Source organism: Clostridium sp. CAG:43 (genome assembly GCF_000434655.1).
Lineage (GTDB): Bacteria > Bacillota > Clostridia > Lachnospirales > Lachnospiraceae > Otoolea > Otoolea fessa.
The window spans coordinates 20,144-37,874 of record NZ_FR895114.1 but is presented as its reverse complement, the minus strand read 5'-3'; the positions used below and the strand labels follow the sequence as shown (position 1 = coordinate 37,874).

Below are 17,731 nucleotides of genomic sequence, written 5' to 3'. Positions count from 1 at the left end.
TTTATGATGTTCAAAAGTCAAAAACATGGTGATCATTTTCCACCTATTTATTCGTCTTCCGGTTAATAAACTCCGTCCTCGTCTTCGAGTAGATAAATTTCTGACTCGCATACAGGCTGTAATAACCAGAGAAACTAAAGCTGACTGCAATCACCAGCACGAAAAACGGCATCGCCTCATAGCCAAAAAGCTCAAAGCCCAGCAGAAGCGTTGAGATCGGGCAGTTTGTGACTCCCACGAAGAGTCCCAGCATACCGCAGGCGGTCATAAGACCGACCGGCTGTCCAAAGAGAAATGCAAAGAAACTGCCAAACGCCGCGCCGATCGTCAGGGTCGGCACGATCTCGCCTCCCTTGAAGCCCGCCTCCAGCGTAACCGTCGTAAAGAGAATTTTTATCAGGAAATCCCATGGAAGTCCCTCGCCCTCGAAACATTTTTCAATCAGGGAGACGCCGCTTCCGTTGTAGCGGGTCGAACCGGTCAGAAGCGTCAAAACAATCACAATCGCCGCGCCGGATAAAATCCGCCAGACCGGCGAGGGAAGATATTTTTTGTAGAGATGTTCCGTTGTGTGAAGCGCGATGCAGAAAAGCTCCGACACCAGCGCGCAGCCAGCCGCCAGACCGACAGCCACGATCGCTGTTTCAATACTCCACGCCGGAACCGCACCAATCGCAAACTGCTCCGGCATCAGTCCCCAGAATCTCGCCAGCGCCGCCGCCGTAAAGGCAGAAAAGACACACGGAACCAGCGCTGCATAGTACATAACGCCGATGCTGATAACCTCCATCGAAAAGATCGCCGCCGCCATCGGTGTGCCAAACAAGGCGGCAAATACACCGCTCATGCCGCACATGACCGCAATCTTCTTATCTTTCTCATCAAATTTCAGCCATTTTCCGATCTGGGTTCCGATGCTTCCTCCCATCTGCAGCGCCGCGCCCTCGCGTCCGGCAGAACCGCCGCCCAAATGCGTCAGAAGCGTTCCTGCAAAGACTGCCGGGGCAGTCGCAAAACTGATCTCTGTGTTCGAATAGATCGATTCAATCACCATATTTGTGCCCCGGTTATTATCCTCTCCCAGCGCATGGTAAACGCCCAGAACCAGAAGACCGCTGAGCGGCAGCAGAAAGACCATCCACGGGTGGCTCTGAAAGAATGCCGACACCCATAGGACGCATTTTCCAAATGCCGTGCCGATGCAGCCGCTCACAATTCCAATCACAATCGCGCCTTCCGCCCATTTTATAAAATAGGAAATATTTTTTAACACCGGCTCATACTTCTCCCGCTTCATTTCAATTCTCCCCTGTCTGCTCTATCTACACTGCTTTTCATTTCCACCTTAGACATCATAGATATTTTTGGATTTTACCAGCTTCGGACGGTAGCCTGCTTCCTTGAGCGCTTCCACTATCTTATTCTTGTGATCCGTACCAAACGCCTCAACGGTGATTCGCAGCTCCACTGCTGCGTTGCGGTTGATGCTGACAAACTGGTTATGCTCCAATTTGATGACATTGCCCTGTTCTTCTGCCATCAGGGTTGCGACTTTTGCAAGTTCGCCTGGCTTATCCGGCAGCAGTACCGATACGGTAAATACACGGTCTCTCTGGATCAGACCATGCTGTACGATGGATGCCATTGTGATCACGTCCATGTTGCCGCCGCTCAGGATGGATACGACTTTTTTCTTCTTCACATTCAGGTGTTTCAGAGCAGCCACAGTCAGAAGACCGGAGTTCTCAACGATCATCTTGTGGTTTTCTACCATATCAAGGAATGCCACGATCAGCTCGGAATCCTCGATGGTGATGATATCATCCACATTGATCTGGATGTACGGGAACAGCAGATCGCCCGGGCGTTTAACTGCAGTACCATCCGCGATTGTGTTGACGCTCGGGAGAGTCACTACTTTTCCCTCTTTCAGGGATTCCTGCATACAATTTGCGCCTGCCGGTTCTACACCGATCACTTTGATCTTCGGATTCAGCAGTTTTGCCAGCGTTGCAACACCGGTACAGAGTCCGCCGCCGCCAATCGGAACCAGAATATAATCAACGGTCGGAAGCTCTTTGATGATCTCCATCGCGATGGTTCCCTGACCGGTGGCTACGTCCAGATCGTTGAACGGATGGATAAAGGTATATCCGTGCTCCGCTGCCAGCTCATTTGCATATGCCAGCGCCTCATCGAATACATCGCCGTGAAGAACCACCTCTGCGCCATAGCTTCTGGTACGGTTTACCTTCATGAGCGGCGTGGTCGTCGGCATAACAACCGTTGCCTTGCAGCCAGCCAGTTTTGCCGCGTATGCAACGCCCTGTGCATGGTTTCCAGCCGATGCGGTGATCAGACCGCGCTGTTTCTCCTCATCGCTCAGGGTGCTGATCTTATAAAATGCACCTCTTACCTTGTAAGCACCTGTATACTGCATATTTTCCGGTTTTAAATATACTTTATTGCCGGTCAAATTCGAAAAATATTCACTGTAAACCAATTTTGTCTCGGAAATAACCTTGCTGACAACCTCCGTTGCTTCTTCGAATTTCTCCAGCGTCAGTCCCTGCGGCTCAGCCTGTACTGCCTCCGCTGTCTCTTCCTTTATTGTCTCACTCATTGTCTTTCCTCCATTTATCCGTATTTCTCAGAATGCGCCCTGCTTTTGCCGGTTCTCTGACCAGACAGTCTGCCGGGTGTGTCCTGTTTATCTGAATCTGCGGCTTAAGCAGATTTGTTCTCCGCCAAACCAGTTTCAGCCGTGGCATGCTCAGCTATTTTTAGCTTTATTCATTCTCTGTCAATGCTTCATTTCTCTTAAACAGTGCATTGACGAAATCATTCGCATCGAATTTCTGTAAATCGTCGATTTTTTCGCCGATTCCGACGTATTTAACCGGAATACCAAGCTCGGACTGGATCGCAACCGCGATACCGCCCTTTGCCGTGCCATCCAGCTTCGTCAGGATGATGCCGGTGACATCCGCCACCTCCATAAACTGTTTTGCCTGTGCAAGCGCGTTCTGACCGGTCGTTCCGTCAAGGACAACCAATGTCTCACGGTAGGCGTCCGGATATTCTTTGTCGATGATCCGGTTGATCTTCTTTAACTCTTCCATCAGGTTTTTCTTGTTGTGCAGACGACCTGCCGTGTCGCAGATCAGCACATCGGCATTTCTTGATTTTGCCGCCGCGATCGCATCGTAGATAACAGCTGCCGGATCAGAACCTTCCTGCTGGGCGATCAGCTCAACGCCCGCGCGTCCTGCCCACTCCGTCAGCTGCTCAATCGCTGCCGCACGGAATGTATCCGCCGCCGCCAGAATGACCTTCTTGCCCTGATCCTTTAACTGACCCGCCAGCTTGCCGACCGAGGTCGTCTTCCCGACGCCGTTGACGCCGATCACCAGCACAACCGACTTGCGGTTTTCAAATTCGTAGGCATTTTCGCCCAGATCCATCTGTTCCTTGATGCTGGCAATCAGAAGATCCTTGCACTCTGCCGGATCCTTGATGTGGTTTTCTTTTACCTTTTTCCGGAGATCCTCGACGATCGCCATCGTCGTCTGGATACCTAGATCGCCCATGATAAGCGTCTCTTCGATCTCCTCATAGAAATCATCATCGATCGCGGAAAAACCGCTGAATACGGAATCAATTCCGCTTACAATGGAATCTCTCGTTTTCGTCAGCCCTTCTACCAGACGGCCGAAAAAACCCTTTTTCTTATCTCCCATGGCTGCGCCTCCTTTTCTATTTCTGAACTCTTTTTTGCAATTATAATTCTGCTTTTTCCTCTTCCCGCTCCATCTGCGCCTCGATCAGGCTGACCGATACCAGCGTGGACACACCTTTTTCCTGCATCGTGATACCATACAGGCGGTCTGCCGACACCATCGTGCCTCTTCGGTGGGTGATGACGATAAACTGCGTGTAGCGCGTCAGCTTATGCAGGTACCCGGCAAACCGGTCTACGTTGGAATCGTCGAGTGCCGCCTCAATCTCATCAAGCAGGCAGAATGGCGACGGTTTTAAGTTCTGAATTGCAAAAAGCAGTGCGATCGCCGTCAATGCTTTCTCCCCACCGGAGAGCTGCATCATATTCTGCAGTTTTTTGCCCGGCGGCTGTGAAATAATCTGGATGCCTGCCTCCAGAATATCTTCTTCCTGCGACAGCTCCAGCGTACCCGTTCCGCCTCCAAATAATTCCTTAAATACTTTATCAAACTCGCGGCGAATCTCACCAAATTTTTCCCGGAACTGACGCCGCATTCCTTCATCGAGCTCCTCGATAATTTTTTCCAGCGCCGCCTGTGCCGCTACCAGATCTTCATGCTGGTTTTTCATAAATTCGTAGCGGCCGGATATCTCCTTGTAGTCCTCGATCGCGTTGACATTGACATTCCCAAGGGCGCGGATCTCCATCTTTTTCTCATTGATCGACCGCTTCATTTCTGGAATCGAGGTCAGCTCTTCCTTCCGCAGCTCTTCCGCGCGCGAATACGTAAGCTCATACTCACTCCACATATAATCGACCTGCGACTCCAGGCGCTCATTCAGGCGTTCTCTCTGATTCTGGAGACGGAAGTTCTCGCGGTCTAAAAGCTGGAGACGTTCGTTCAGCTCTTCCTTTTTATCAAAGAAAGTTTTCTGCCGCCCCGCCTTTTCTTCCTTCTCACGCTGCTTGTTCTGGATTACCAGTTCCATCTGCGTCCGCTTGTCCCCGGACGCCTGTATCTCGGCTTCCAGCGCTGCAATCTCGCGCTCTCTGGCAGCGATCGTCTCGCTGCTGTCCGCGTGACCGCCGGAAAGTTTCTCTTTCTCTGCCCGGAGACGTTCCTGCTCCTGCAATACACGGCGCAGATTTTCCTCGATAAACGCACCCTTCTGCTCCGCCTGGGAATGCCCAAGCTGTATCTCCGAAAGGGCTGCCGCCGCTTCCCCACGCTGCTTTTTCGCCGTCTCAAGACCTGTCTGCTGCTCTTCCACGTACTGGTTCTTCTCATTGCTTAGCGTTTCAAGCTTCGTCTCTTCGGTCTGCAGCTCCCGCAGCGCCCCGCGCAGATCGCCTACCTGCAGTTCAAGTTCCTGATTTTCTGAAGACAGATCCTGCGAAGAATCTGCAATCTCCTGCCGTCTCGCCTCTAACTGGCAGATCGTCAGTTCCAACGTATTCTGCTGGATCTGCATCTGCTGGCGCCTCTCCTGGACGGATGCCAGTGTTCTCTTCGCTTCCGTCAGCCTGCGCCCCGTCTCTGCCAGCTCCTTCTGTACCGCTTCCACCTGTTCCAATACCTTTTTGCAGGCAGCTTCCAGTTCTTCGATCTCACGGCGGCGTCCCAGCAGATTGCTGCTGTTCTTGAATGCACCACCGGTCATCGAACCGCCAGGGCTTAAAAGCTCGCCATCCAGCGTCACGATCCGGAGAGAATAGCGGTATTTCTTTGCCAGCGCAATCGCATGATCGATCTGATCCACCACGACCACGCGTCCCAGCAGATAGGACACCAGCCCGCTGTATTTCTCATCCGCAGAGACCAGTTCGCTTGCCAGTCCAAGAACACCCATTTCTTTCAGCGCCCCCGGCTGTCCAAAACTCTGGCGGCGTTCCATGCTGGTCAGCGGCAGAAACGTTGCACGGCCATACCGATTCTTTTTCAGATGATCAATCAGGCGTTTCGCCGTCTCCTCGGAATCCGTCACAATGTTCTGGATGCTGCCGCCAAGTGCCGTCTCGATCGCCGTCTCATATTTCTTCGTCGTGCTGATCAAATCCGCCACAACGCCATGAATACCCGGAACGCAGTTCCTGACTTCCATCACGCGGCGGATACTGCCGCCGTAGCCCTCGTAGCGCTCCGCCAGATTCCGCATTGATTCCAGCCTCGTCCGGTTCGTGTGGTAATCCTGCTGAAGGCTCGAAAGTTTCTGGTTCAGGCGGCGTTCCTGTTCTTCCTCCGTGCGCGTCTGCTCCTGCAGCTCTTTTTCCTGCACCGAAAACGCTTCCAGACATTCCCGCACCTTCCCTAATTTGGCTTCTTCTTCTTTTTTCTGCTCTTCCTGAACCGACTCATCGCTCTTGAATTTCAAAAGCTTCTGCGTCACTTCCGCCCGGCGCACATCCGCCTGCTCCAGCATCGTCTCATAGCGCTGACGGCGGGCGGCAAGTTCCGCTTTCTGGTTCAGAGCGTCCATGATCTCGGCTTTTGCCGTCTCGATCAAGGTTTCCGTCCGGCTGACCGCCTCGTCCATCGAACGGACTGCTGCCTCCGCTTCCTGCTGTTTTGCTTCGATCGTCTGCACCGATGCATTTAGTGCCTGTTTTTCAGACTCATATTCCGCCTGTTCTTCCTCTTTCTGATGCATTTCGCCGTCGATCGACGCCATCCGGCTGCGGATATGTTCTTCGTTCATCTGCTCCGTCCGGATCTGCTCTCTGAGAACTCCGATCCGTCCGGTCTTCTCCTGGCGTTCCAGGTCTTCCCGGCTGCACGCCTCACGATCCGCGGCAATCGTCGCATCCAGCGCATCCAGCTCGGTTCCGAGCAATTCGTACTCCGATTTCAGTGTCTCCGATTCCGCCCGCACACTCTCCTGATCGCCGGTCAGAATCATCTCCTTCTGCTCCACTTCCCGGATCTGGCGCTTCAATTCCTCCGATTCTGCCAAAAACAGGTTGGCGTCCAGGCAACGCAGCTCTTCCCGCAGACGCAGATACTCCTTCGCCTCCTCCGACTGCCGTTCCAACGGTACTACCTGTTTTTCCAGCTCGGACAAAATATCCGTCACGCGGATCAGGTTCTGTTTTTCATCTTCCAGCTTCTTCTGTGCGATCGCCTTGCGCCGCTTGAATTTCACGATTCCAGCCGCCTCGTCAAACAGCTCGCGCCGTTCCTCCGGCCGCCCGCTTAAAATCTGATCAATCTGTCCCTGTCCGATGATGGAATATCCCTCTTTACCAATACCCGTATCATAAAAGAGCTCGTTGATATCTTTTAGACGGCAGCTCGTTCCATTAATCTTATATTCACTCTCACCAGAACGGTAAAGACGTCTTGAAACCGTGACTTCGTCGTACTCAATCGGAAGTTTGTGATCGGCATTATCCAGTGTGATCGCCACGTAGGCAAATCCCTGCGGTTTTCGAAGCTCCGTACCAGCAAAAATAACGTCCTGCATCGTGCCTCCGCGCAGCTGCCTGCTTCTCTGCTCACCGAGCACCCAGCGCACTGCATCGGCAACATTGCTCTTGCCGCTGCCGTTTGGCCCGACGATGCCCGTGATTCCGTTGTGGAACTCAAACAGAATTTTATTGGCAAATGACTTAAAACCCTGTATTTCAATACTCTTTAAATACATACCTACTCCTGCGGTTTTCTGATAGTGAGGATCCCACGGTACGCCGCACGCTGTTCCGCTGATTTTTTCGTCCGTCCGATGCCGCGCCCGATCTCCTGACCGTCCAGCATCGCGGACACTTCGAAGCTCTTGTTGTGATCCGGTCCTTCTTCTTTCAGAAGAACGTATGTAAGTGTCTCGTCCGTATGTCCCTGCACAATCTCCTGCAAGATAGTCTTGCTATCATAAAAGAGCTTTTTGTGTTCCATATCATTGAGAATAAATCGATGAATAAACTCTTTTGCATTAGCAAAACCACCGTCCAGATAAATCGCACCGATCAGTGCCTCCATCGCATCCGACACCACCGAATCGCGCCCCCGTCCGCCGGTCGCATCCTCGCCTTTTCCAAGCAGCAAAAATCCACCCAGATCGATCTCCTGTGCGCAGAATGCAAGCGTCGGCTCGCAGACCAGACTCGCACGTGTCTTTGTCATATCGCCCTCTGGCATCTCCGGAAACGTGCGGAACAGGAAATCACTCGATACCACTTCCAGCACCGCGTCGCCTAAAAATTCAAGGCGCTCGTTGCATCCCAGTTTTCCAAGATGGTGCTCATTGGCATACGAACTATGTATCATCGCGTGTTCCAGAAGCTTCTTGTCCTGAAACGAATAGCCAATCCGTTTTTCCAATTCATTTAATGTATACTCCATATATTTCTCTCTTTCCAGCCTGTCCTGCTGCTGACTGATTCCGGCAATCATTGCTATTTGTGTCTGTGAGCCAGAGTCAAACATCCGTTCTTTTTGGAAAGGAGCTGTCGCGATCCTGCCCTTCGGCAGCCCGCCCAGCCCCTTTGCCTGACAGACTTCTCTATAACTTTTTAACAAACATTGAATTAGTTCAGTGCGTTCTTGATCTGCTCTACTGCATCGCCCACAGATACAATCTTTTCTGCCTCCTCAGTCGGGATTTCGATATCAAACTCCTCCTCGATTCCCATGATAATCTGAAAAATATCCAGCGAATCAGCGCCCAGATCATCCACAAACGTCGTATTTAACGTAATTTCATCTGCTTCAACATTCAGTACCTCCGCGATAATGTTCTGTAATTTTTCAAATTCCATAATTTTCTTCCTTTCTATGAACTTATTTTAAAATATTTAGAATTTTAGATTGATTAAAAACATATCGTTTTTTCGCTACATTTTATAATTTCACGAAAGTTTCACAGACTTTCCTTGATCTTTTCATTAATCGCCTGCTCTTTAAAGGTCACACACTGAAGAATCGAATTGCACACCTCGGTGCGCTTGGAATTTCCGTGCGTCTTGACAACCAGCCCTTTGAGTCCCAGAAGCGGTGCGCCGCCGTACTGGCTCGCATCGAATGCTTTGAGCGTCGTCTTTAACGCCGGTTTTACAAGCAATGCGCCGATCTTTGAGCGCAGACTCGTCATCATGCCCTGTTTTACCATGGAAATCAGGGTTGCACCAACACCTTCATAGAGTTTCAGGATGACATTTCCGACAAATGCCTCGGAAACAATGACATCCGCGCCGCCGTGCGGAATCTCGCGTGCCTCGATGCTGCCGATGAAATTAATGTCCTTACATTCTTTTAAGAGTGGGAATGTCTCTTTCACCAGCGCATTGCCCTTCTCTTCCTCCGCACCGATGTTGACGATCGCCACACGCGGATTCTTGATGCCAACCACGTGTTCCATGTAGATGGAGCCCATCTTTGCAAACTGTACCAGATGGGACGGTCTTGCATCGACATTGGCGCCGCAGTCGATCAGCAGGGACACGCCCTTTTCTGTCGGAATCAATGGAGCCAGTGGCGGACGTTCAACGCCCTTGATTCTGCCGACGATCACCTGTCCGCCGACCAGAATCGCGCCGGAGCTGCCTGCGGAACAGAACGCGTCCGCCTCGCCCCTGCGGACCATATTCATGCCGACCACGATGGACGAATCTTTCTTCGTGCGGATCGCATTGACCGGCGGTTCCTCCGTCTCGATGACCTCAGTCGCATTGACAACCTCGATCTGTTCTTTCTTATATGTATGCTTTTTTAATTCTTCTGATACGACTTCTTCCTTGCCGATCAGGAAAATCTGAATATCTTCCCTCGACTGGGCTGCCATCACGGCACCTGCCACGATCTCACCCGGTGCGTTGTCGCCCCCCATGGCATCTACTGCTATCTTAACCATTGCGTGTTCTCCTTCTATCATTTATAGCGATACACATACCAAACCTGTCTTCCGCCACTGCGGCATATGTGGTCCGAACGAATCGCTCTTTCATCGTCACGCTGCAGCTGTCCCGCTTTTTATTGTCCACAGCCACATTACATCAATCTTTACTATACTAGAGATCAATCTATAAATCAATAAGATTTGAACCAATTTTCCATTGCATGCATCTGATTGGCAGCATCCTTCCTGCCGATATCATACGTCTCCTGCAATTTTTCAACACTATGTTCGGTTCTGCCGATTGGAAGCGCCACGCTCGGACGGATAACAAAAATTTTTCCCTCTTGTTCGAGGCGATCGATCCATTCCACCGTCTTATTATAGAAATAATAGCGGCTGCGAAGCGCCCTCACGAACGCCGGATATTTGTGATATGCCGCCTCCGGCAGCCAGAAATTGCCCGGTTTCTTGCGGTAGCCCGCTGGACGGGTCAGCACAACGACGCATTTTTTATAGCCCATCTTAGCGAACGCACGCAACGGAATGCTGTCCGTGCAGCCGCCGTCCAGAAGCTTCATTCCACCAACCTCGACCATATGGGACACATACGGAAGGGATGCCGTCGCACGGAAATATTCGACATCTTTGAACATATCTTTGATCTCCAGATACTCTGCTTTCCCTGTCTCCACATTGCTGCATGCCACATAAAACCGTGTATCTCCCCGGTCAAATGCCTCGTAATCATACGGATCCAGCCGTTCCGGTATATCATGGAAGCAGAACTGCTCGTCCACCAGATTTCCCGTCCGCAGCCAGTTTTTAAAGCTCATAAAACGCTTGTCATTGCAGTACTTTTTATAATAGCGGATGCTCCGCTCCTTCTGCCCCGACACAAACGAAGCCCCATGCACTGCCCCCGCCGAGACGCCAATCACGCCGTCAAATGAAATATCATGATCCAAAAACACATCCAGGACGCCCGCTGTGTAAATACCGCGCATCCCGCCGCCCTCCAGAACGAGACCGGTCTTTTTTTCTTCTTTTAACTCTGTCATATATCATCAAACTCCTATTAAATATTTTATATACTATAAAACAAGATCGAACAGATAGCAAATACGATTTTTCTATCTAATTCCATATTTTTTAGTATAACGTTACTGTTCACGCATACGTGCCCAGTAACGGAATTTGCCATGGCTTCGCATTTAAATACGGCAAATTCCTGCTGCCACCACGTTTTCTTACGGCACTTTCGGTTCCAAAAGTGCCTACCTGTGAACAGTAACGCCTGTTTCCCTGCCTGGGAACAGTAACCGTATAACACCTCGGCAGGAAAAGGGGGACGTGCGCCGCCTATGCACACGTTCCCCTTTCTCTTTTCCTTCGATATCTCTATTATTTTATTTCTGCATCGCGTCCATCCGCGCCTGCACATACTCCTCCAGCATCTTCGTCGTTCCCTCAATTCCCAGCCGGCTGCTGTTGATCGAAAGGTCATAATTTCTGGAATCTCCCCAGCGTCCGCGGCTGTAACAGTTGTGGTAGGATTTCCGCCGCCAGTCCTTCGTCTTTACCAGACGTTTCGCCTCGTCCTCTGAAAGTCCGCGCAGCTGCTCAATTCTCTTCACCCGTGTTTCCTCATCGCCCAGCACAAAGATCGTGATCAGTCCGTCATATTCCTTTAAAACCGTCTCCGCACACCGTCCAACTACCACAAACGATTCCCCCGAATCGGCCTTGTCTTTCAGGTAACTGAACTGCATCTGCGCCAGATTGTTCTCCAGAGAGCTTGAAAATCCGCTGACATTGCGCGCCAGAAAACGGTTTAGCGGCTTCTCGTCGTATTTTTCCAGCACACGCGGATCCACACCCTTTTCCTTGGCAATACTGTCCAGCATCCTATGATCATAAATCGGAAGTTCAAAATGCTCTGCCAGCGCTTCCGCTATCTTGTGTCCGCCGCTGCCAAACTGTCTGCTGACCGAGATGATCACTCTGTTTTTCCTCTCCTCCATATAAAAGCCCCCTTAAAAGTATCTCGCATATATACAAACCATGGAAATCAGGATTACCAGCACCGTCGCCGGAGCTGCATACCGGCAATATTTCCCCCAGCCGATAAAATGTCCGTTTTTCGCTGCCACTGAGATACCAACTACGTTTGCCGAGGCTCCGATCGGAGTTCCGCAGCCGCCAATATCCGTACCCATCGAAAGCGCCCACGCCAGAACCGAGAGATCCATGCCGCCTGCCTGCGCCAGACTCCGGATAACCGGGATCATCGTCGCCGCAAATGGGATATTGTCCACAAATGCACTCGCAAGCGCCGACAGCCACAGCACAATCGCTACTACCCATTTTACATTATTTCCACTGACTGCGTCAATGATCCCTGCTAAAGAATTTAGGACGCCCGTCTGCTCCATGCCGCCGACCACGACAAAAAGACCAATGAAGAATAACAGCGTCTTATAGTCAAGCTTCTTAATCATGCTGAGCGCCTCACCGCCGGATGCCAGCAGCGAAAAAGCACCGATAAATACGCCGATCGTCGCAACTGTCAGTCCCGTCTGTGCATGCGTCACCAGCATCACGATCGCCGCCGCAAAGATCACCACGCTGACCGCAAACCGTTTCCGATCCGTGATCGCCTCCTGGGGGGATGGATATGTAACCGCTTCGTCATGCTTTTCACTCGCCCTTAATTCTTTCCTAAAGGAAAAATAGAAAAACAGCACGATAAAAATCAGCGAAACACCCGCCATCATACCTGTATTTAAAATAAAATCTTTAAATGAATATCCGAGCGAGGTTCCGATGATGATATTCGGCGGATCGCCGCACATCGTCGCAGAGCCGCCCAGATTCGAACAGAAGATCTCTGAAATGATCATCGGAATTGGATCAAAATGCAGAAGATGCGCCAGCTCTACCGTGACCGCTGCCAAAAAAAGAATAACGGTAATACTGTCGATAAACATCGCCAGAAACGCCGACATCAGCATAAATGAAATAAAAATCGGGATCGTCTTATAATGTACCGCCTTGGCGATTGTCAGGCACAGCCACCGGAAAAATCCCGCGCGCTCCATGCCCTCCACCATCAGCATCATACCGGCAATAAAAAGAATCGTCGCCCAGTTGATGCCGCTCGAGGACTCTGCCGCCGCCTCGGTCTGAAACCAGAAGTTCGGAACCATGAAGCTGTGCAGGCTCAGTGTCTCCGCCGCTGCCGCCTCACTGTGCATACAGACGCCAAACACCAGCACCAGCGTCAGAAGCCCGCATCCGAGCGATACGATATGCCTCTCAATGTGATCCCAGATGATAAGTCCAAACATTACAATAAAAATAATCACAGCCAAAATTTGTGCTGCCATCTTTGTGCCCCTCCTTTGTCAGTCCTTTTTTTGCCATCCTCCATACTGGCTTAGAACCCCTTGCAGTCTCTTCTCAGACCGCCCCTTCCCCTAGATTGTTAAAAAATAGGCAGTCATGAGATACCACCTCTATCTTACTACTTATTTCACAATATGCAAGTATTCTTTTTGTTAATTTTTTTATTTCATCAGAAATAACTGCCAGCTTGTCCTTCAGCACACTTTTCATGTATGTGTTTCCATTCTACCATCGTTCTCTTTGCAAATATTCTCTTTGTTTTTCTCTGTTTTTAAATGTAAAAGAGACAGACCGCATATTCCGTGCAATCTGCCTCTTCTCACATCTATTTTACAATTCTGTCTCCATCTTCCCTGACGGATTTTCATCAAAATTGTTTCTTAAAAATTTTACAGAAGCGCCCCATCTTCCCCGACCTGCTTGCCGTCCGGCGTCGTCGTATTAACTAACATCGCGCCGTTTACATCCAGATAATACCATTTTCCATTCCAGAACACCCAGGTATTCGTCTTGCAATATGCATTTTCATCGAAGAAATACCACACACCGCCGATCTGCTGCCAGTTATTGGTCACATAGCTTCCATCGGAATTGCGGTACTTATATCCAAGCGCATCCTGTTCCCACGCACCGGCTGCCGGACCGCTGCCTGCTTCCTTGAATACAAGCGTCTTCTGAATTTCCTGCGCCTGCTCCGCCGTGATTGTGAAGGAATCCGATGTCTGCCATTCGCCGTGCCGTGAATCGCTGTAAACCGCGCGCACATCAAACGTGTAGGTTCCCGCCTGCGTAAGATAACGTCCAAGATTGTATTTCGTTTCTTTTCCCGGTTTTACCGTACTTAAAAATTTCTCATCCCGGTAAACGCGCAGCTCATAGTATTTCGCATCCTCACTGCCGTTCCACTCTGCAACGCCATCCATCTGATCCCACTCTGCCTCATCAACATCCAGGCTGTAATCACTGGAGGTTCCTTTTAAAGCTTTCAGGGTGATCACGACCCGGAGTTCCTCATCGCCCTTGCGCTTGATGGAAGTAACCGTCGCACTGTCACCGCTCAGGGTCACATTCTTTTTCGCATAACCGGATTTAAAATAATAATCATCGTCCGCCTCCAGAGTAACCTCCAGCTTTGGCTTATCCTTGTCCACCCATTTACCGGACGGCTCGTTGATCACATCAACATTGGAAATATCGCAGTCACCGAAATCGAGCGAAACATCCACATCTGAACTCTCATCACCGACATGGATCGAGGACGAAACATTTAAGCCGATCGAGCCAACCGGGCTGCGGTCCTCCGTATCCTTCGACGCAAATGCCTGAAATGGGATCGCCGCCAGAAGCGCGGCGGCTGTGACGGTCAAAAGTAAATATTTTCCCTTTTTCATATGTAAAACCTCCTAACGTGATATTTATAAAACATTATCCCTCTTTTTTTCTTCTCTATATTAACAAAAAATAGCGGCATTGTACACCTTTTTGCATACAACACCGCCATCTACATAGTATCTCAGTTACTGTACACGCCTACGTGAACAGCAACTATCTCACAGCACATTTTATTTCAAACACATTCAAATATACCGCCCACAAACAGCCCCTCTGCCTGAACAGCCATTTTACTTCTCTAACTTTCTCTCCGGGAACGGATCATCCACCGCTCTTACCGTATGGAAATCGCCGCGCTCTGCCCGCGCCATCTGAAGGAGAACCGAACCGATACCTGCCGCACCGTCGAGGAAACCAATTGGCGTGCTCAGGCGTTCCGGTGCTACGCGATCAAGCGCAAATTTCCAGCTTGCCTGTCCGCCGTCCACACCATCTTCGAAAACTGCCGTATCCATCAGCACCTTTGCACAGCGTCTCGCATACTCCAGATCATGCTCTTCGCCAAATGCCGCCCAGAGTCCCAGGTACATATTTAAGAGACCTGCGGTTCCGCAGCAGATATTTTCCGTATTCCAGTATCCAGCCGAACGTTTCTCCGGTGCACCGGTCGCCTCAAGTCCTTTGACAAGCTCCTCGATCTCATGGCGGTATTTCGCATCGCCGCTGAATTTGTACAGCTCATAGTAGAAACGGTTGGTTCCTGCCGGTCCGTGGCAGTAGCCCAGATAAAAGAGATCCGGACGATCCGGGAGCGCATGCGGAAGCAATTTTCCAGCGCGCATCTTGACTGCCACCGTGTCCATATACTCCGGCACGCCCTTGACCGCATCCAGAAATTCCTCCTTTCCGCTGACTTCGTAAAGCTTCAGCATCAGGAATCCGATTCCGCCGGTTCCCATCGGGAAATTCGGGTCGATATAATCTTTTCCTGCGCCAAAGTAGGTCGGATCGACGCCCGTGTAGCAGATCATTCCATTTCCCATATCGCGTCCTCTTGTCAGGAAATAGCGTCCTGCTTTGACCGCAAACTCCTTCCAGTCCTCGCGTCCCAATTTCTCAGCCGCATTTAAGATAACGAGAATGGTTCCCGCGGTTCCGACGATGCCCGGATATGTGGACCAGTAATAGCCCTCGCCTTCTTTGACCGGGATCGCATCCCGAACCGCCTGGTCGAGAATCTCCTCTACCAGCGCGCGGTAATGTTCGTCCTTCGTTACAAGATACATCTGAAGCAAGGCAAACGAGGCGCCGCCCCATCCGGTTGAAAATGCATACGGGGAGAAATTGCGTTTCAGTTCGCGTCTCTTTCTCCAACGGTATTCCAGATAACAGCCCGCTTCTTTCGCCTCATCCAGATATGCCGCATCCTGCGTATCTTCATACAGAGACAGAAGAAAACAGATAATGCCCGAAGCACCTGCGTACATGCATATTTCGTCATAATAGCTCGGCTTTCCCGCCGCCGCATCTGCAAGCGTCCAGTAGATACCTTCCTCATCCGTTCTCTTTCTTGTGTTGATAAAATTCATGGCTGCCCTCGCAGCATCTAAATATTTTTCTGCTGTTCCCACGTATTTGAACCTCTCTTCTATAGCAAGCATGCTATATACCTGATTTTCCCATATACAATAGGCTTCAATGCAGGTGATATAGCACAGTTGTTCTTTTTCTCACACAGACTCTATTATAAATTCTTTTTTATCGTCTGTCATGTATGTACGCCAAAAATCTATTCTTTTTTATTTCCCAGAATTGCCGTCTTCAATCACGACTCCATCTGCCGCCAGCTCTTCGTCTGTCTCATGCTTCATTCCCCATCCAGAGAGAATTGCAAACCAGAAAACCAGCGTCAGCGCCATGCTGTGGAAGTTGTAACCGACAAAAGATACCGCGTTATAGCCCTCGGACACAACGCCGCTGGCAACCGCGATCGCCGCCAGGTTCAGGCACCCCGGGTTTGTCGGAACCAGATAGCCGACGCCACATCCAAGACCATCCAGGAAGTTAGCCGCACGGGCACGGTCAATCTTGAATGGGCGGAGCAGCTTGCGGATGATCGGGCCACAGAAAGAAATGGCGGAAGTACCGCTGCTGATGACGATACCCATGACGCTGACCATCGCACCGGCTGCAATTTCTGCCGACTTCTCAGATTTCGCATATTTACGCATCCATACAAGAATCGCATCCAGCACACCTGCCTCGCTGATCAGGCTGACCATAACGAAGATAAACAGGATAAAAATGATGGAACTTAACATACCGTCAAACGCATTCGCAATCAGACCGTCTTTCGCAACCAGCTCTGCCGGTGTCAGATAACCAAATGCAAAGAGTAAAACAAAACCAGCCATCTCACTGACTAACAGAGAGGTAAAGAGTCCACTGCCACGCAGCATCAGCACAACCACCAGAACCGGGATAATCAGGAATACGATGCTGGAAGCGTAGGTTGCGTCAACCGCCGCCATCTCAGCAGAAACACCATTTCCAGCATCCATAAAGCCAAATACCAGATAGCCAACCACAGAAATGGCACCTGCGATCAGTGCATATTTAAAACGGGAACGGACAACCTTCATGACATCGACTTCCTGGGACAGAGAGGATGCAATCGTCGTGTCCGAGATCGGTGCGAGGTTATCACCGAAACAGCTGCCTGCCAGAATCGCACCGCAGATCAGGTTGACATTACAGCCCATTCCGACGGAAAGCGGAATCAGAAGAGGTCCGGCTGTATTTAACGCACCCGCCGCACTGCCGGTTGCACTGGAAAGCACCACACAGATAAAGAAACAGATGATCGGCATCAGTGCCGGTGACATGTTGATCTTTGTCATTACATATAAAAGCGCTTCGATCAGATGCGACGCTGTCAGAATCTTCGACATCACGCCCGCAAATAAGAAACAGGCGATCATAAATGCAAAAATATTGTCGCGCACGCCGTCGATCAGCGCTTTCTGAAATGCTTTCTTATCCTTATATACAAGAAATCCAGCCAAAACAGCAAAATAACCAGCCGACCAGAAATTTTTGGTAGAACGCATTCCAAAGGCAACCATGAAGATCATCGTTCCCATCATGATAATCAGCGGGAGAACTGCTCCTGCCATTCCTCCATACGTTTCCGCATACTTTTTCGTCTCGTTTGTCATAACTCCTCCGTCTGTTTTCATTTCATTTTCTTTGAGGGAGTAATGTATTAAATCCATCTTTCCGACTGTTTTAGTGGGTTTATATAATAAAAAAATAAACCATTCCGCTAAAAACAACTTGCAACGCATTTAAATAAGAAAATGAAAGATATTTTACAACTACAAAAGCAATCAAAGTGCTCTTGCGCCCTTATCCCTAATACATATTATGTAAGTAGGATATTGGC

General features: G+C 50.2%; 13 protein-coding genes. All 13 read right to left on the bottom strand.

Annotated elements, in window-relative coordinates; genetic code table 11:
- Positions 1 to 43: 43 nt before the first annotated feature.
- Positions 44 to 1,297, bottom strand: a complete 1,254-nt coding sequence (locus QVO97_RS11470) for a chloride channel protein (RefSeq protein ID WP_022360457.1) — start codon at positions 1,295 to 1,297, stop codon at positions 44 to 46.
- 48 nt (positions 1,298 to 1,345) lie between these two features.
- The gene (gene ilvA / locus QVO97_RS11465) at positions 1,346 to 2,623 is read right to left on the bottom strand and encodes a threonine ammonia-lyase (protein WP_022360456.1); all 1,278 of its coding nucleotides are present in this window, start codon (positions 2,621 to 2,623) and stop codon (positions 1,346 to 1,348) included.
- A 166-nt stretch (positions 2,624 to 2,789) separates the two neighbouring features.
- Entirely contained in the window at positions 2,790 to 3,740 is a 951-nt protein-coding gene (gene ftsY / locus QVO97_RS11460) for a signal recognition particle-docking protein FtsY (RefSeq protein ID WP_022360455.1), read from the bottom strand.
- A 40-nt stretch (positions 3,741 to 3,780) separates the two neighbouring features.
- The gene (smc, locus tag QVO97_RS11455) at positions 3,781 to 7,362 is read right to left on the bottom strand and encodes a chromosome segregation protein SMC (protein WP_022360454.1); all 3,582 of its coding nucleotides are present in this window, start codon (positions 7,360 to 7,362) and stop codon (positions 3,781 to 3,783) included.
- A gap of 2 nt (positions 7,363 to 7,364) precedes the next feature.
- Positions 7,365 to 8,057, bottom strand: coding sequence for a ribonuclease III (rnc, locus tag QVO97_RS11450; protein ID WP_270497351.1), 693 nt, complete (start codon positions 8,055 to 8,057; stop codon positions 7,365 to 7,367).
- A gap of 185 nt (positions 8,058 to 8,242) precedes the next feature.
- Positions 8,243 to 8,473: an acyl carrier protein gene (gene acpP, locus QVO97_RS11445; protein ID WP_022360452.1), complete on the bottom strand. Its 231-nt coding sequence runs from the start codon at positions 8,471 to 8,473 to the stop codon at positions 8,243 to 8,245.
- Positions 8,474 to 8,574: 101 nt separating this feature from the next.
- Entirely contained in the window at positions 8,575 to 9,564 is a 990-nt protein-coding gene (gene plsX / locus QVO97_RS11440) for a phosphate acyltransferase PlsX (protein WP_022360451.1), read from the bottom strand.
- A gap of 176 nt (positions 9,565 to 9,740) precedes the next feature.
- Entirely contained in the window at positions 9,741 to 10,607 is an 867-nt protein-coding gene (locus tag QVO97_RS11435; RefSeq protein WP_022360450.1) for a patatin-like phospholipase family protein, read from the bottom strand.
- A 348-nt stretch (positions 10,608 to 10,955) separates the two neighbouring features.
- Complete coding sequence (locus tag QVO97_RS11430; protein ID WP_022360449.1) at positions 10,956 to 11,570, bottom strand: cytidylate kinase-like family protein; 615 nt, start codon at positions 11,568 to 11,570, stop codon at positions 10,956 to 10,958.
- Positions 11,571 to 11,582: 12 nt separating this feature from the next.
- Positions 11,583 to 12,935 (bottom strand): ArsB/NhaD family transporter, encoded by a 1,353-nt coding sequence (locus QVO97_RS11425; RefSeq protein ID WP_022360448.1) that lies wholly within the window; start codon positions 12,933 to 12,935, stop codon positions 11,583 to 11,585.
- A 408-nt stretch (positions 12,936 to 13,343) separates the two neighbouring features.
- Positions 13,344 to 14,345: a hypothetical protein gene (locus QVO97_RS11420; protein ID WP_022360446.1), complete on the bottom strand. Its 1,002-nt coding sequence runs from the start codon at positions 14,343 to 14,345 to the stop codon at positions 13,344 to 13,346.
- Between the two features lie 231 nt (positions 14,346 to 14,576).
- Positions 14,577 to 15,917 carry a lanthionine synthetase LanC family protein gene (locus QVO97_RS11415; protein ID WP_288189725.1) on the bottom strand — a complete coding sequence of 447 codons (1,341 nt, stop codon included), beginning with the start codon at positions 15,915 to 15,917 and terminating at the stop codon, positions 14,577 to 14,579.
- 168 nt (positions 15,918 to 16,085) lie between these two features.
- Positions 16,086 to 17,504, bottom strand: a complete 1,419-nt coding sequence (locus QVO97_RS11410; RefSeq protein WP_022360444.1) for a Na+/H+ antiporter NhaC family protein — start codon at positions 17,502 to 17,504, stop codon at positions 16,086 to 16,088.
- Between the last annotated feature and the right edge of the window lie 227 nt (positions 17,505 to 17,731).

Excerpts from the sequence above, each read along its gene's own strand:
- QVO97_RS11470 (WP_022360457.1), bottom strand. The coding sequence starts at position 1,297 with ATGAAGCGGGAGAAGTATGAGCCGGTGTTAAAAAATATTTCCTATTTT.
- ilvA (WP_022360456.1), bottom strand. The coding sequence starts at position 2,623 with ATGAGTGAGACAATAAAGGAAGAGACAGCGGAGGCAGTACAGGCTGAG.
- ftsY (WP_022360455.1), bottom strand. The coding sequence starts at position 3,740 with ATGGGAGATAAGAAAAAGGGTTTTTTCGGCCGTCTGGTAGAAGGGCTG.
- smc (WP_022360454.1), bottom strand. The coding sequence starts at position 7,362 with ATGTATTTAAAGAGTATTGAAATACAGGGTTTTAAGTCATTTGCCAAT.
- rnc (WP_270497351.1), bottom strand. The coding sequence starts at position 8,057 with ATGGAGTATACATTAAATGAATTGGAAAAACGGATTGGCTATTCGTTT.
- acpP (WP_022360452.1), bottom strand. The coding sequence starts at position 8,473 with ATGGAATTTGAAAAATTACAGAACATTATCGCGGAGGTACTGAATGTT.
- plsX (WP_022360451.1), bottom strand. The coding sequence starts at position 9,564 with ATGGTTAAGATAGCAGTAGATGCCATGGGGGGCGACAACGCACCGGGT.
- QVO97_RS11435 (WP_022360450.1), bottom strand. The coding sequence starts at position 10,607 with ATGACAGAGTTAAAAGAAGAAAAAAAGACCGGTCTCGTTCTGGAGGGC.
- QVO97_RS11430 (WP_022360449.1), bottom strand. The coding sequence starts at position 11,570 with ATGGAGGAGAGGAAAAACAGAGTGATCATCTCGGTCAGCAGACAGTTT.
- QVO97_RS11425 (WP_022360448.1), bottom strand. The coding sequence starts at position 12,935 with ATGGCAGCACAAATTTTGGCTGTGATTATTTTTATTGTAATGTTTGGA.
- QVO97_RS11420 (WP_022360446.1), bottom strand. The coding sequence starts at position 14,345 with ATGAAAAAGGGAAAATATTTACTTTTGACCGTCACAGCCGCCGCGCTT.
- QVO97_RS11410 (WP_022360444.1), bottom strand. The coding sequence starts at position 17,504 with ATGACAAACGAGACGAAAAAGTATGCGGAAACGTATGGAGGAATGGCA.